The following is a 13,064-nucleotide window of genomic DNA, read 5'->3' on the forward strand; positions in this document are numbered from 1 at the left end:
AAAGCTGTGGTAAAATAATAAGTGAAGCAGAGTGGATACGAATACACTCGACTTGAAAATGATTTATTTAAAAATAAATGAGGGATTTATTATGAATAAAAATTTAAAAGGCTTTATCGCGGTTACACTTAGCGCTGTCCTGCTAGCGGCTTGTTCCGAACAGGGCGTGTCTTTTGCTGATAAGCACCAATCATCAGATGTCAAGACCGAGCAAACTTCCAGCAATCAAGCTAAGGAAAGCAGCCAAAAAGCGGACATTGACAAGAAGCAAGATACTGACCAAGAAAAATCGAGTCAGTCAGATAAGGCAAGTAGCCAAGTTAAGGGGAAAAGCGTTAAAGCAAATAATGAAAGTGGTCAAGCGGGACCAGGTCAATCAGCAAGCAAGAGCCAAGCAGAAGCTGCTGAGAAACCTGCCAGTTCAGTGACCCCATCCAATAATTCTAATGACATTATTGCGAAAGTGGTGCCTATGATCCACCAAGTCACTGATAATATTTACCGCAGCGAAGATTATAGTTTCATGCCTTCTAAGGTCGACGATAATCTTGTTCAAGTGGAAATCCGCCGCCAATCACCTAATAACCAAATTCACACCAACCTTGTTGCTATCTACCGTTACAACAATCAAACGGGCGAATTAACCAGCATGGACTTGGTGTCCGGACAATGGCAAAAGGTCAACTAATTTCCTAAATCCTCATTTATCACGTAATTAACCAGGGCCAGATGCTCTGGTTTTTTGCTCCTCAATTTAATTCATCTATGACCTGTTATCGAATATTTTGGTAGATAGCTTTGAGCAGTAGTGGAGCTTTGAATTTAGTCGTTGGCCATGAACAAGCAAGCGATGTGAAATACGGCTAGTAGGCTTTAGCCATACTAGACGTTTGAAGCTCGCTAGGTGAGAGACTAGGGCTCGAACCGATGCCATGGCTTTTTAACGACCAAATTCAAAAGCGAAACGAATGCTTACCAGTCTATCTTTTGAAAATCGTTTTTCATATCTTCACTTGCAAATAGAACACCTGTTCGATAAAATAAAATCAGGTGATAATTATGCAAGTGATCTATAAAGAAAGCCATTGTCGTAAAAATATCCGTTCCTGGTTAGAAGTCAAAGGTTATCGCTACCAGCGCGACTTTAACAAAGGGGCAATTATTCAAACCAATAAGGGCTATTATCAATTGTGGGACCTACACATTAGGGATGAGGCCCAGGGGACCTATCGCAATTATTTTTTTGCTGAAGGAATATCGGGAGACTTTGACCTTTACGTTTTTACCGTTAGAGAAACGCTTTTCTCGAGTCAAACCGCTAAGGATTTCATTAATTCGCTATCTATTTAAAAGTAGGGCGCTTAAAAAGCTAACACTGCACCAGCTTGATTGACACACTTAGGCGGATCTATTGTATAATGGGTAAGACATCTATCCAGATAGGAGCGAGATCCGTGAAGAAAATCAAAGAAGTCTTAGTGCCGATCGCCAGTCAGAGCGTCCAGGATGCCAGTATTGGTAGTTCAGCAGCCGAACTGGCCTATTATGCTTTGTTGGCAATTTTTCCCATGCTACTCTTAGTGGCCAATATTATTCCCTTACTCCCTTTTGATTCAGCACAGGCGGTGGAGTGGATTACTGCCATTCTCCCTAATGAAATTGAGCCTTTGCTGATTCCTACTTTGAAATCCTATTTAGATTCCACCAGTGCCGGGAGTCTTTCAATTAACACCATCTTAGTAATCTGGTCATCCTCGGCCGGTTTCTCCGCCTTACAGCGGGTCTTAAACCGAGTATACGGCAATCCTGACCACAAGAATGCGGTAATTACTCGGATCGCTTCTTTCTTGATTGCCTTTCTCTTAGTCCTGAGTGTGGGCGTCTTCTCGCTCTTTTTTGTCTTTGGGGAGACCTTACTCCAGATCATTAACAATTTTGTTCCCTTACCTTTAGATTTTGTGGAACTACTACTGGGATTAAAGTGGCCAGTGCTCTTAGTTTCAGTTTTTATCTTAATGTTGTTTATCTATATCGTGGTTCCTAACCAACCCATGACCCTGAAATACGCCTTACCTGGATCGGTGACTGCAGCCATTATTGTTCTCTTAATTTCCAGCTTGTTTGGTGTCTATGTCCAGTTTGCCGGGGGTTCTTCGGTTCAAAATGGGACTATTGGAGTCTTCATTGCCTTAATGCTTTACCTGTATTTAAATGGAATGGCGCTCATTGTTGGAGGCCTAGTCAATACCATTTATTACCGCTATAAACATGCGGATACCTATCTCGATCAACGTATTAAGTATAAGGTCAGTTTATCCCCGGATTTCCCTCACTTAAATGATAAGGAAATTGCCTACAGTCCCTTAAAACGGGCCTCCAAGGCGATCCAAGCGGAAGCTTTAGAGAAGAATAACTAAGCGTATTGTTAGCTGTTAAACTAAGGAGTGTAAGTATGGCACGTTCAAGAAGCCAACGTTTAAAAAAAGTTAGCCAAGCAAAATCCATTAATCCAACTATTATCGCGCTTTTATTAGCCTTGATGGCCATGAGTGTCGCGGTGATTTTCGCTACCACTTATTTACAATTTGGGGGCGGGTCGTTAAAGCCGACGCTGATGCAAATCTTTTGGTATGTGGTTAGTTTTATCGCCATTGCCTTTGTCATGCAGATTGATAAGAAGACCTTCTACCGATTTGTTCCTGTCTTGTACGGTTTTGGAATCTTTCTTTTGATCATGGTCCTATTTTTCTATGACCGTCAACAATATACCTTGTTTGGGGCTAAATCTTGGTTTACCATCGGGACCTTGTCCTTCCAACCGTCGGAAATTATGAAGTTCTTTTACATCTTAATGATGTCGCGCTTGGTCAGCGAATATAATCAAAGAACGGAAGCTTTGAATTATGACGTTTTACCGGTTTCTAAACAGTTAAAATGGGACTTTAAATTTATCGGACGTATGATTTTATGGACCGCAGTACCGGTGGTTTTGATCCTCTTACAGAATGACTTTGGAACGACCCTGGTATTTATGATGATCTTTTCGGGGATGATTTTTGCTTCGGGGGTTAACTGGCGGATTATTCTAACCATTGCTTTGATCATTGGCACCATCTTTGCCGGTTTACTCTTTTTGGTGATTTATAACCGGGACTTACTCTATCACTTAGGTTTTCAAGATTATCAATTTGCCCGGATTGATTCCTGGTTAGCTCCCTTTGAAAATACGCGGCGGGAGTCCTATCAACTGAGCCAAAGTATCAAAGCAATTGGTTCCGGCCAGTGGCTGGGTAAGGGTTTTGGTAATTTTGAGGTCTATGTTCCCGTGAGGGAGTCTGATATGATTTTTTCCACGATTGGTGAAAATTTTGGCTTTATCGGAAGTTCTTTGTTAATCTTCCTTTATTTCTTATTGATCTTAACCATGATTGCCATTGCCTATGAATCCTACGATTCCTTCTATATTGCAGGAACCGCTGGGATCGTTTCTATGATTCTCTTCCATATTGTCGAAAATATTGGCATGTCCATTGGTCTCTTGCCCCTGACAGGAATTCCATTGCCCTTTATTTCGCAAGGGGGATCGGCCTTATTGACCAATATGCTCTGTATGGGCTTTGTCTTGTCCATCCAGTATAATGAAAACCGTAGTGAAGCAGAAATCAAACAACATTGGCTCAATCGCCTATTGCGCAAGTTAAGTGGAGGTGACCGTCTTGATCAGTTTATATGGCCTTAAGCAATGTTCTACCTCGCGGCGAGTGGAAAAAGCCTTTACTGAGGCCGGTGTTGACTATCAGTTTTATGATATTCGCGAACAAGTGCCGTGTAAAGAAGACATTAAACGGGCACTAGAAAGTAGCGATCGGCCCAAGCAAGTCTTTAACACGTCGGGATCGGCTTACCGGGAAAAGAACTTAAAGGATAAAATTGACGATTTATCTCAAGAAGAAATCGTTGACTTATTAGCGAGTGATGGGATGTTAATTAAACGTCCCTTAGTGACCGACAAGGAAGTAGCAAGTACAGGTGCCAAAGAAGACACTGTGGCATATTGGATAGAAAAAGAAGGGAAGTAAAAATGGAGAAAGTATACACTGATAATGGTTTATGGTTAACTCAAACAGCGGATAAGCAAGTGATCATTGGCCTGTCTAAGGCTGGTCAAGAAGAATTTGGTGACATTTCCTTTATTAATTATTTAGTCGACCAAGATTTGGTGGCTGGGGAAGCCTTCGTTTCCATTGAAGCGGAAAAGGCAGTAACTGATATCTTAGCGCCTTTGTCTGGTAAGCTAGTCGGCAAAAATGAAAAAGCTGAAGGCACTCCCACTGATCTCAATTCAGATAAGGATAATTTAAACTGGTTAGTAGCTGTAGAACCCAGTTCGGCCTTTGATCCGACTACCTTTAAGCCAGAAGAGACCAAGTAATTTTTTCGCTAACTACTGGGAGTAAGGAAAGGGGTTTGTGTCAGACGATGCACCGTTTATATATTAAACAGAGGATTTTTAAAATCACGGACCACTATAATATCAAAGACGACCAGGGTCAGGTCTGTTACCGAGTAGATGAAGACTTTAAGTTTTTTGGCCACAAAGTCAAAGTGTCTGATCCACAAGGTCAGCCGCTTTTTGAGATTAACCGGAAACTTTTCAAAATCTTTTCAGAATACCAGATTAAATTTGTTGATGGCAGTCAAGTGACCATTAAAGACCGGTTGAGTTTCTTTAGAAGAAAGGTTAAAATTTCTAGTCCTGACTATAATTTGGACTTGAAGGGGAATTTCCTAGATAACAATTTTGCGCTTACCCTTGATGGCGAGAAGATTGGTTCAATTAACCATAAAATTTTTGCTATTCGGGATACCTTTGTTCTTGATGTCTATGATGAAGATTATGAGGCCGTGATGGTGGGACTAGCCATTGCCCTAGACAATATGATGGATAACGAAGAAGCTGCTGATTAAAAAAAGAAAACGAGACTCCACCGAGTGCTAGTGGCTGACATTTTGTCGCCTTGTCGTTGCTCGATTGGGTCTCGTTTTTTATTTAGAAGTAGGAGAACCATTCAAAGATGGGCATCATTTCTTCGTTATTTTGGATCATTATTTCTGGATGCCATTGGACGCCTAGGAGGGGGTGCTTCTCATTGTCGTCACCAAATTGGTAGGATTCAATGACTCCATCAGCGGCCCAGGCAGTAGCTTCTAACTTGGGGGCGAGGTCACGGATGGCCTGGTGGTGGTAGGAATTCACTTGGGCCTTGTCTTTGTTACCTAGGAGCCGGTACATTTCACTACCTTCCTTAATGGTGACTGAGTGGTGGGGATAGATCATCCGGCTATGTTTTTGTACGTGTTGGATAGCCGGGCGGTCTTTGACTGGATAATAGGAGAGGTCTTGGTAAACTGTTCCTCCCAGTAAAATATTAATCAGTTGGAAGCCCCGACAAACGGCAAGGATGGGGACTTGGTACTTGAGGGCCGCTTCAAAGAGGGCTCTTTCCCAGTAGTCTCTTTTCGGGTAGATATCATTTAAGCGGGGAGCTGGGTCTTCACCATACATCAAGGGGTGAACATCTTGACCTCCGGTAAATATCAAGCCGTCAATTCGCTGGATATAGTCTTCAGCGCGTCTTAGGTCGCTATGGATTGGAATGATGATGGGTAGGTTCCCTGACCGACTGACCCCGTCGACGTAACCGTGGGGGGTATAGTCCCGGGAAAATTCATCCCATTCCCGGTCATTGAGGGTGTCATTTCCCGTGATTCCGATCACTTTATCAATGCGCATGGCTAAACTCCTTCCTTGTCTTTTATGCAGTCAATGCATGTAATCCGTTCTATGATATAATAACACTAAGTTTTTTTCAATTTTGAAAGGAGTTCATTTATGACAGTAGATATGTCCCAAGCAAAAGAAGACCTCTATATGGCCGTGAACGGGGAGTGGATTGACCAAGCCGAGATCCCTGAAGACAAGTCCTCAACAGGTGGTTTCATGGCCTTACGGGATGGGATTGAAGAATTATCCATGGCAGATATTGAGAAAATGGCTGCTGGAGAAATCAAGCTAGATAATCCCGAAATGGAAGAAATGATCGCCCTCTATCAACTAGCTATGGACTTTGAGCGTTTGGACCAAGAGGGAGCAAATCCCATCCAAGCTGACCTAGAAAATGTGGACGAATTGACTGACTTTAGCCAAATTCAAGCCTTTTCTAAGCAATGGTTACTGGCTGGTCATGATTTTGTCTTTAATTTGGGTAATGAGGCCGACATGAAAAATACGGTGAACTATGCGCTCTATTTAAGTCGTCCCAACACCATCTTGCCTGATAAGGGCTACTACGAAGAGGATAACGGAACGGGTAAGCAATTATTAGAAATTTGGCGTCGGTCGACCGTTGACCTCTTAAAGGCTATGGGCTTTAGCGATGAATTGAGTCAACGTCATACCGACCAAGCTATCGCCTTTGATGCGCTATTTGTTCCTTATGTCAAATCTCAGGAAGAATTGGCGGACTATACCAAGTCCTATAATCCTAAGGGCATTGACGAAGTGGAAAGTTACTCATCTCACTATTCGCTTAAGGCGATTATCAAGGAATTAATCGGTCAAGAGCCAGAAACCGTCATTGTAACGGAACCGCGTTATTTTGAAGCCTTAGATGAATTTTTCAGTCCCGGCCATTTTGAAGAATTGAAGTCTTGGATGATTGTTAATGTGGCTCGTGATGGGGCTCAGGCCTTGTCAGAAGACTTGCGTCAAATTGCTAGCCAATATAGCCTGGCTCTATCCGGTAACCCTAAGACTATGAGCCGGGAAAAACATGCCTTCTACCTTACCGTAAATACTTTTGACCAAGTCTTTGGCTGCTATTATGGTAAGAAGTACTTTGGCCCAGAAGCTCGGGCCGACGTGACTGCCATGATCGAAGAAATGATTGCAGTTTATAAGGACCGGCTCAAGCACAATACCTGGCTTTCCCAACAAACTATTAAGAAAGCCATCGTTAAACTGGATGCCATCACGATTATGGCCGGCTATCCGGATAGCTACCCAGAAATCTATACACGTTTTAAGGTGAATAGTGACTTACCTCTATACCAAAACCTCAAGTCCTTTACTTCTGAACGAGTGAAAGACAATCTAGCCAAATGGAATCAAGAAGTTGACCATAGTCGCTGGCATATGTCTGCCGAAACAGTTAACGCCTACTATGATCCTTCAGCCAACAATATTTGCTTCCCAGCTGGTATCCTGCAAGCGCCTTTCTATGACTTGAAGCAAAGCCGAAGTGAAAACTACGGTGGGATTGGCGGGGTAATCGCCCACGAAATTTCCCATGCCTTTGATAACAATGGGGCTCAGTTTGATGAAAAGGGAAACTTAAATAACTGGTGGTTAGATGAAGACTATGAAGTCTTTACCCACAAGGCTCAAGCCATGATTGACCAGTTCGATGGTTTGCCTTTAGGAGACGGCGAGGTCAATGGGACCTTAACGGTGTCAGAAAATATTGCTGACGCTGGTGGTTTGCAGGCGGCTTACCAAGCCATGACTCATGAGGAGGACTACGATCCCATTGCCTTCTTCAATAATTGGGCTCGGATCTGGTGTATGAAGGCCCGCCCTCAATACCAAAACCTACTATTATCCATTGACGTCCATGCCCCTAATTACTGGCGGGCCAACCAACAAGTCAAGAACTTGGATGCCTTCCATGTCGCTTACCATACCTCTTCAGAAAATAAAATGTACCTAGACCCAGAAGACCGCGTCGTTATCTGGTAAGGACAAGGGTGTGACAGTCACAACAAAGGACGAAATCGCTGGAGGAAACTGGGATAAGCTCAGTTATAAGGATGTGAGGACGCCGCTAAAGGCTTGAATTGCTGGAGGAAAATACCATAAGCACAGGAATCTGTGCGTTGGAAATTTCTGAAGCAACTTCAAGTCTGGCGTACGAACTCAACTAGGCCGAGCCTTACCAGTTTTTGAAGCGGAAGTTTGTCCTGTGACTGGAACAGGTTTAAAGAGTGTGACAAGCGCGCCGAAGAGCAAGAGATGACTCAACTACATACTTGTGGCAAAGCCTAGAGGGCGATTTATTCCCTTTAGGCTTTTTTGCTGACTAATTTTCCCTCTAATGAGAGAAAATCTGAAAATCTTTCTGTAATCGAAAATTTAGATCAATCATGCTGGAAAAATACTAACTAAATGTAAGTCGTTTAGGTTTACTTTTATCCCCCTAATGGAGTAATATAAGATCATGATGATTTACTTATTAAAAGTAAGTGTACGTTAGTGAAGGCTTAATACTTAGGCAAGCTTTGCTGCGTCAAGCGTAGCTTACTATTAAAGTAAAAATATATTAGAAAAAGAGGTGGAAGAAATGAAGCGTTGGTATAAGCTAGTGAGCTTGCTATTCATTGGAGTGTTGGTGATGGCAGGGTGTAGTAGCGGGGGTGAGTCCACTGCTAATGGCAATCAGGAAATCGCAGTGACCTCTGAAGGGGAACTAGCTTCTCTCGATACGATTAAGTCTTCTGACTCACCCAGTCTAAATGTAGCCTCCAATACGATAGAGGGACTTTATCGTCCTGCTCCTGAAGGCAGTGATGACCTTAAAGAGCTAGGGATGGCTGCAGAAGAACCTCAAATTAGTGAAGACGGTATAACCTATACATATAAAATTCGAGAAGACGCTAAGTGGTCAACTGGTGAGCCGGTGACAGCCCATGACTTTGTTTATACTTATCGTAAAGCTGTGACCCCGCCGGAACTATCCCAAAACGTTAACCGTTTCTTCCCTATTAGTAAGGCTAAGGAAATTTCAGAAGGGAAGGAAAGCCCAGAGAACTTAGGCGTTAAGGCACTTGATGATAAAACCTTAGAATTTACCTTAACTTCACCAACTGCTTATTTTGAAGGCTTGCTTGGGACACCGGCATTCCTGCCACAAAGTCAAAAATTAGCTGAGGAAGTCGGCGATGAATACGGATCGTCAGCAGAAAAGACTGCCTTTAATGGTCCTTTCCTGGTTGAAGGTTGGACAGGTACCGAAAACAGCTTTGACTTAGTCAAGAACCCTGACTACTGGGACGCGGATAATGTGCACCTGGACCGGATTAATTGGGAAGTTTCTAAGGAATTGCAAACTAACTATAATCTCTTTAATTCAGGAGATGTGCAGTATACTCAAACAGGTAATCCCTATGTGGAACAGTTAGATGGGGAGCCTATCTTACAAACAAGTCTAAATGGTAAGGTCGGCTACTTACAATTTAACTTCGATAAACCGATTCTTCAAAATAAACACATTCGTCAAGCCCTACGTTCTGGTTTTGATAAGGAAGCTTTCGCCCAAGCGGTCCTAAAAGATGGCTCCAAATCCCTAGATGGCTGGGTGCCAGCTGACCATGCGTCTGATCCTGCTTCTGGCCAAGATTTTCGGGCCATGAATGGACACTTAGGGGCCTATGACTTAGACTTTGCTAAGTCTGAATGGGAATTAGCCAAGCAGGAGTTAGGGGTAGAGGAGATTGAGTTAGAATTACTCACCTCAGATACAGATACCTCTAAAGCCACATCGGAATTCTTGCAAGGAGAATGGCAAAATAACCTCCCAGGCCTAACTGTGACAATTCGCAATGTTCCCTTGAAGAGTCGCCAACAAATCACAAATACAGGTGAATATGATATGGTTTATGGCACCTACCATCCAAGCTATGTGGATCCAACTGCTTATCTGGACTATTTCCATAGTCAAAGTGTCTTAAATAATGCGAATTTTGATTCAGATACCTATGATGCACTCTTAGCCCAAGCCCAAAATGAATTGGGTGACCAACCAGAAGCCCGCTTCCAAAAACTCTTAGAAGCCGAGCGCTATCTGATGGAAGATGCCGCTGCCCTGGGGACTATTTACCAAGGAGCCTATGCTTTCTTAGTTGACCCGCAGTTGACCGGTGTTATTAACCAAACTAACGGGGTAACTAATTACTTTAGAGCAGCAGAATATCAGGCAAATAAATAAGTAAAATGAGGCTGTGATGCTTGCCACAGTCTCTTCATTAAATAAATAGAAAGAAGCGATCTTATGAAGTTAGGCGTTAAAAGCTTGGGTTTATTATTTAGTGTTCTCCTTGCTTTAGCAGGATGTTCAGGAGCAGGCAATAGTGAAGCTTCCAATCAAACGGAAATCACCGCTACTGCTGATGGCGAGTTGGCCTCCTTGGACAGTATTGCCTCTTCTGATATACCTACCCAAAATGTTTTAGCTAATGTGACTGAAGGGTTATACCGTCCTTCTATCGATGGTGGTAATGAGCTAGGGATAGCAGCTGAAGAGCCTCAGGTATCCGATGATGGATTGACTTATACCTTTAAAATTCGTGACAATGCCAATTGGTCAACTGGGGAACCGGTAACGGCTAATGACTTTGTCTTTTCTTATCGTAAGGCAGTTGATCCCAATGCTATTTCTGAAAATGTCAATAAGTTCTTTGTTATCAAGAATGCCCGGCCTATTTCAGATGGAGAAATGCCAACTGACCAATTAGGGGTTAAGGCTATTGATGACAAGACTTTAGAATTTACTCTCGAAGCACCCACCCCATACTTTAAAGGCTTGTTAGGTACACCGGCTTATCTGCCACAAAGTGAAAAGCTGGCTGCAGAAGTCGGTAGTGACTACGGGTCCTCCCAAGAAACGACTGCCTTTAATGGACCCTTTGTGGTTGATGGTTGGACTGGTAATGAGCAAAGCTTCCAATTAAAGAAAAATGACCAATATTGGGATAAAGACAATGTGCATATCGATACCATTAACTGGCAAGTTTCTAAAGAAATGTCGACCAATTTTAACCTTTTTGAAAATGGTATGGTTCAGTATACCAAGGTCGGCAATCCTTATGTCGAACAAGAGCAAAATAATGAGGCTTTAACGGTAGAGCCATCTGGTTTAGTGGGTTACTTACAATTTAACTTTACCCGCCAACCGACCAATAATGTCCACCTGCGCAAGGCTTTAGCCGCTTCCTTCGATAAGGAAGCTTTTGTCAAAAATGTTCTTAAAGATGGGTCAACACCAATTGATGGTTGGGTCCCCAAAGAACATGCCCAAGATCCTGAGACTGGTGAAGACTTCCGCGCACAAAATGGTTCCTTATCTTCCTATGATGTCGACAAGGCTAAGGAAGAGTTTGAGAAGGCCAAGGCGGATTTAGGTACAGATAAGATCAGTATTGAGCTATTAACTTCAGATACTGATGTGTCTAAATCGACCTCAGAATTTTTGCAAGGTGAATGGCAAAAGAACCTGCCTGGCATTGAAGTGACCATTCGAAACGTGCCACTTAAGAGCCGGCAAAGTATTGCTGCCAGCAAAGAATATGACATTATGTTAGGGACCTTTATTCCTTCTTATGTCGATCCAATTGCTTATTTAGAGTATTTTGAATCCGATTCGACCTTGAATACTGGTTTTTATAAGTCCCAAGTCTTTGACGGGCAATTAAATCAAGCACGGACGACCCTAGCTAACCAGCCTAAAGAACGCTGGGATACTTTATTGGCAGCTGAGCGGACCTTAGTTGAGGATGATCAAGCTCTAGCACCAATTTATCAAGGTGCCTTTGCCAATATGATTGACCCTAAACTCAAAGGGGTAATTAATCAAACGAATGGGGCACAATCCTACTTCCGCGCGGCAACTTATGAGAATTAAAAGTCAAAAAACGATATTACCGATAATGGGATCAGAGCGCATCTTTGATCCCATTTTTACTAGAAAGAGGAAGAAAAATGAACGCTAAGCAAAAACAAATTCTGGACCGTTTTATAAAATATGCCAAGGTCAATACTCGAAGTGATGAAAGTTCGCTCACCATACCTTCAACACCCAGCCAGGAAGAATTTACTCTTAAACTTAAGGATGAGATCGAGTCTTTGGGTTTCGAAGACTGCTTCTATAATCCAAAAGACGCCTATCTGACTGCTACCATTCCCAGCACCATTCCTGATGAAGATATTCCTACCGTTGGCTTTATTGCTCACGTGGACACCGCTGATTATAGTGCTGAAAATATCCAGCCACAAGTGATTGAAAATTACGATGGTGAAGATATTGTCCTGAATGAAGAATTAGGAATGGTCTTATCTCCTAAGGACTTTCCCCGTTTAAAACATGTAGTGGGCCACACAGTCGTGACCACAGATGGTCGCACCTTACTTGGAGCAGATGACAAGGCCGGGATTACTTCAATTGTTACTTTTGGAGAATATCTCCTTAACCATCCTGAAATCCCCCATGGTAAGATTCGGGTGGCCTTTGGTCCAGACGAAGAAATAGGCACTCGGGGCGCTAAGTATTTCGACTTGGACCAATTTGGGGCGGACTTTGCCTATACCATAGATGGCGGTCGCTATGGGACGCTAACCTATGAGAACTTCTATGCTAAACAAGCCAATGTCACTATCTCAGGGCGTAGTGTCCACCCCGGAGCAGCCAAGGACTCCATGATTAATGCCCTCTTATGGGGTGCTCGTTTAGCTACCAGTCTCCCCGCTGACCAAGTGCCCGAAAAGACCAGTGGCCGGGAAGGCTTCTATTTCTTGATCCGTCAAGAAGGAACGATTGACCACCTCAACCAGTTTTATTACTTAAGGGACCATGATAAGGAAAAAATGCAAGAGAAATTGGTTTATTTTGAAGAACAAGTCGCCCGTTTAAACCAAGAAATCGGTGAAGAGCGAATTACTTATCGGATTGTTGACCAGTATGACAATATGTACGAAGTCCTAAAAGATTACCCCTGGGTAATTGATTTAGCTCGAGACGCTTATTTGAAAAATAATGTGGAAGCTTTTGAAGCACCTATGCGTGGTGGAACGGACGGGGCTATTCTCTCTCATAAGGGTCTGCCAACCCCAAATCTCTTCTCAGGAGCCGAAAATACCCATGGACCTTACGAATTTGTGACAATTGAAACAATTGAACAATCGATCGCTGTCCTGATCGATATTGCCAAGAATGTCCGTCATTATAGCGCTTAAA

General features: G+C 42.9%; 12 protein-coding genes. 11 read left to right on the forward strand and 1 reads right to left on the reverse strand.

Annotated features, from left to right (window positions below):
• Nucleotides 1–91 precede the first annotated feature (91 nt).
• The 7 genes from HMPREF9243_RS09870 (at nt 92) to HMPREF9243_RS04315 (ending at nt 4,968) form a co-directional block, all read left to right on the forward strand.
• Entirely contained in the window at nt 92–688 is a 597-nt protein-coding gene (locus HMPREF9243_RS09870; protein WP_013668748.1) for a hypothetical protein, read from the forward strand.
• 371 nt (nt 689–1,059) lie between these two features.
• Complete coding sequence (locus HMPREF9243_RS04290) at nt 1,060–1,350, forward strand: hypothetical protein (protein ID WP_013669467.1); 291 nt, start codon at nt 1,060–1,062, stop codon at nt 1,348–1,350.
• Between the two features lie 104 nt (nt 1,351–1,454).
• A complete protein-coding gene (locus tag HMPREF9243_RS04295) occupies nt 1,455–2,417 on the forward strand; it encodes a YihY/virulence factor BrkB family protein (RefSeq protein ID WP_013669545.1) in 963 nt (320 codons plus the stop codon).
• A 35-nt stretch (nt 2,418–2,452) separates the two neighbouring features.
• On the forward strand, nt 2,453–3,739 hold the full coding sequence (locus HMPREF9243_RS04300) for an FtsW/RodA/SpoVE family cell cycle protein (RefSeq protein ID WP_013668807.1): 1,287 nt from the start codon (nt 2,453–2,455) through the stop codon (nt 3,737–3,739).
• Nucleotides 3,708–4,079, forward strand: a complete 372-nt coding sequence (locus tag HMPREF9243_RS04305; RefSeq protein WP_395994319.1) for a Spx/MgsR family RNA polymerase-binding regulatory protein — start codon at nt 3,708–3,710, stop codon at nt 4,077–4,079. The genes HMPREF9243_RS04300 and HMPREF9243_RS04305 overlap by 32 nt, the downstream gene beginning before the upstream one ends.
• A 2-nt stretch (nt 4,080–4,081) precedes the next feature.
• Nucleotides 4,082–4,432, forward strand: a complete 351-nt coding sequence (locus tag HMPREF9243_RS04310) for a glycine cleavage system protein H (RefSeq protein ID WP_013669997.1) — start codon at nt 4,082–4,084, stop codon at nt 4,430–4,432.
• A gap of 47 nt (nt 4,433–4,479) precedes the next feature.
• The gene (locus HMPREF9243_RS04315) at nt 4,480–4,968 is read left to right on the forward strand and encodes an LURP-one-related/scramblase family protein (protein ID WP_013670043.1); all 489 of its coding nucleotides are present in this window, start codon (nt 4,480–4,482) and stop codon (nt 4,966–4,968) included.
• A gap of 82 nt (nt 4,969–5,050) precedes the next feature.
• Here HMPREF9243_RS04315 and HMPREF9243_RS04320 read toward each other — a convergent pair whose 3' ends face one another.
• On the reverse strand, nt 5,051–5,794 hold the full coding sequence (locus HMPREF9243_RS04320) for a gamma-glutamyl-gamma-aminobutyrate hydrolase family protein (RefSeq protein ID WP_013669318.1): 744 nt from the start codon (nt 5,792–5,794) through the stop codon (nt 5,051–5,053).
• Nucleotides 5,795–5,893: 99 nt separating this feature from the next.
• Between HMPREF9243_RS04320 and HMPREF9243_RS04325 the strand changes: the two genes are divergently transcribed.
• The 4 genes from HMPREF9243_RS04325 to pepT all read left to right on the forward strand — a co-directional run bounded on the left by HMPREF9243_RS04325 (nt 5,894) and on the right by pepT (nt 13,063).
• Complete coding sequence (locus HMPREF9243_RS04325; protein ID WP_013669371.1) at nt 5,894–7,798, forward strand: M13 family metallopeptidase; 1,905 nt, start codon at nt 5,894–5,896, stop codon at nt 7,796–7,798.
• A gap of 601 nt (nt 7,799–8,399) precedes the next feature.
• Entirely contained in the window at nt 8,400–10,043 is a 1,644-nt protein-coding gene (locus HMPREF9243_RS04330) for a peptide ABC transporter substrate-binding protein (protein ID WP_013668723.1), read from the forward strand.
• A gap of 63 nt (nt 10,044–10,106) precedes the next feature.
• Entirely contained in the window at nt 10,107–11,735 is a 1,629-nt protein-coding gene (locus HMPREF9243_RS04335; protein ID WP_013669727.1) for a peptide ABC transporter substrate-binding protein, read from the forward strand.
• 77 nt (nt 11,736–11,812) lie between these two features.
• The gene (pepT, locus tag HMPREF9243_RS04340; protein WP_013669002.1) at nt 11,813–13,063 is read left to right on the forward strand and encodes a peptidase T; all 1,251 of its coding nucleotides are present in this window, start codon (nt 11,813–11,815) and stop codon (nt 13,061–13,063) included.
• The last annotated feature ends 1 nt before the right edge of the window (nt 13,064 follow it).

The organism is Aerococcus sp. Group 1 (assembly GCF_000193205.1).
Classification (GTDB): Bacteria; Bacillota; Bacilli; order Lactobacillales; family Aerococcaceae; genus Aerococcus; species Aerococcus urinae_A.

Excerpts from the sequence above, each read along its gene's own strand:
- HMPREF9243_RS09870 (WP_013668748.1), top strand. The coding sequence starts at position 92 with ATGAATAAAAATTTAAAAGGCTTTATCGCGGTTACACTTAGCGCTGTC.
- HMPREF9243_RS04290 (WP_013669467.1), top strand. The coding sequence starts at position 1,060 with ATGCAAGTGATCTATAAAGAAAGCCATTGTCGTAAAAATATCCGTTCC.
- HMPREF9243_RS04300 (WP_013668807.1), top strand. The coding sequence starts at position 2,453 with ATGGCACGTTCAAGAAGCCAACGTTTAAAAAAAGTTAGCCAAGCAAAA.
- HMPREF9243_RS04310 (WP_013669997.1), top strand. The coding sequence starts at position 4,082 with ATGGAGAAAGTATACACTGATAATGGTTTATGGTTAACTCAAACAGCG.
- HMPREF9243_RS04315 (WP_013670043.1), top strand. The coding sequence starts at position 4,480 with ATGCACCGTTTATATATTAAACAGAGGATTTTTAAAATCACGGACCAC.
- HMPREF9243_RS04320 (WP_013669318.1), bottom strand. The coding sequence starts at position 5,794 with ATGCGCATTGATAAAGTGATCGGAATCACGGGAAATGACACCCTCAAT.
- HMPREF9243_RS04325 (WP_013669371.1), top strand. The coding sequence starts at position 5,894 with ATGACAGTAGATATGTCCCAAGCAAAAGAAGACCTCTATATGGCCGTG.
- HMPREF9243_RS04330 (WP_013668723.1), top strand. The coding sequence starts at position 8,400 with ATGAAGCGTTGGTATAAGCTAGTGAGCTTGCTATTCATTGGAGTGTTG.
- HMPREF9243_RS04335 (WP_013669727.1), top strand. The coding sequence starts at position 10,107 with ATGAAGTTAGGCGTTAAAAGCTTGGGTTTATTATTTAGTGTTCTCCTT.
- pepT (WP_013669002.1), top strand. The coding sequence starts at position 11,813 with ATGAACGCTAAGCAAAAACAAATTCTGGACCGTTTTATAAAATATGCC.